The sequence below is a fragment of the uncultured Jannaschia sp. genome (genome assembly GCF_947494055.1).
Lineage (GTDB): Bacteria > Pseudomonadota > Alphaproteobacteria > Rhodobacterales > Rhodobacteraceae > Jannaschia.
The window spans coordinates 1-348 of record NZ_CANLTR010000211.1 but is presented as its reverse complement, the minus strand read 5'-3'; the positions used below and the strand labels follow the sequence as shown (position 1 = coordinate 348).

Genomic DNA, 348 nt, shown 5'->3' with positions numbered 1-348 from the left:
GCATCGGCTTCCGCACCCGTCACCACGCGCTCGCCGCCGGTCGCGCGCCGCTCGACCGAGACGTGCTCGTCGCGCAGGCGGATGCGCTCCTCGACCGGAACCTCCTGGACATAGGTCCGCACATGCGTCGTGCCGCGATCGACGTCGCGCTTGCCGACGCTCAGCCGTTCCTCGGCCAGTTCGACCGTATCTCCATCTTCCGCAGTCCCGGTTCGGCCCATCGAACCGCCATAGGCCGGCGACCCCGTCCCGTAGGCATCGACGTCTTCGCTGTAGGTGTCGCGCGTGCGGTAATCCTCCTCGTAGGCGTCGATATCCACGCCCTGCTCGGGATTGCGCATGATCTCG

1 protein-coding gene is annotated in these 348 nt (G+C 67.8%); it reads right to left on the bottom strand.

Annotated features, from left to right (window positions below; translation table 11 throughout):
• The coding region (locus tag Q1A87_RS23885; RefSeq protein ID WP_299657402.1) for a DUF2382 domain-containing protein at nt 1-348 on the bottom strand (348 nt) is incomplete at both ends.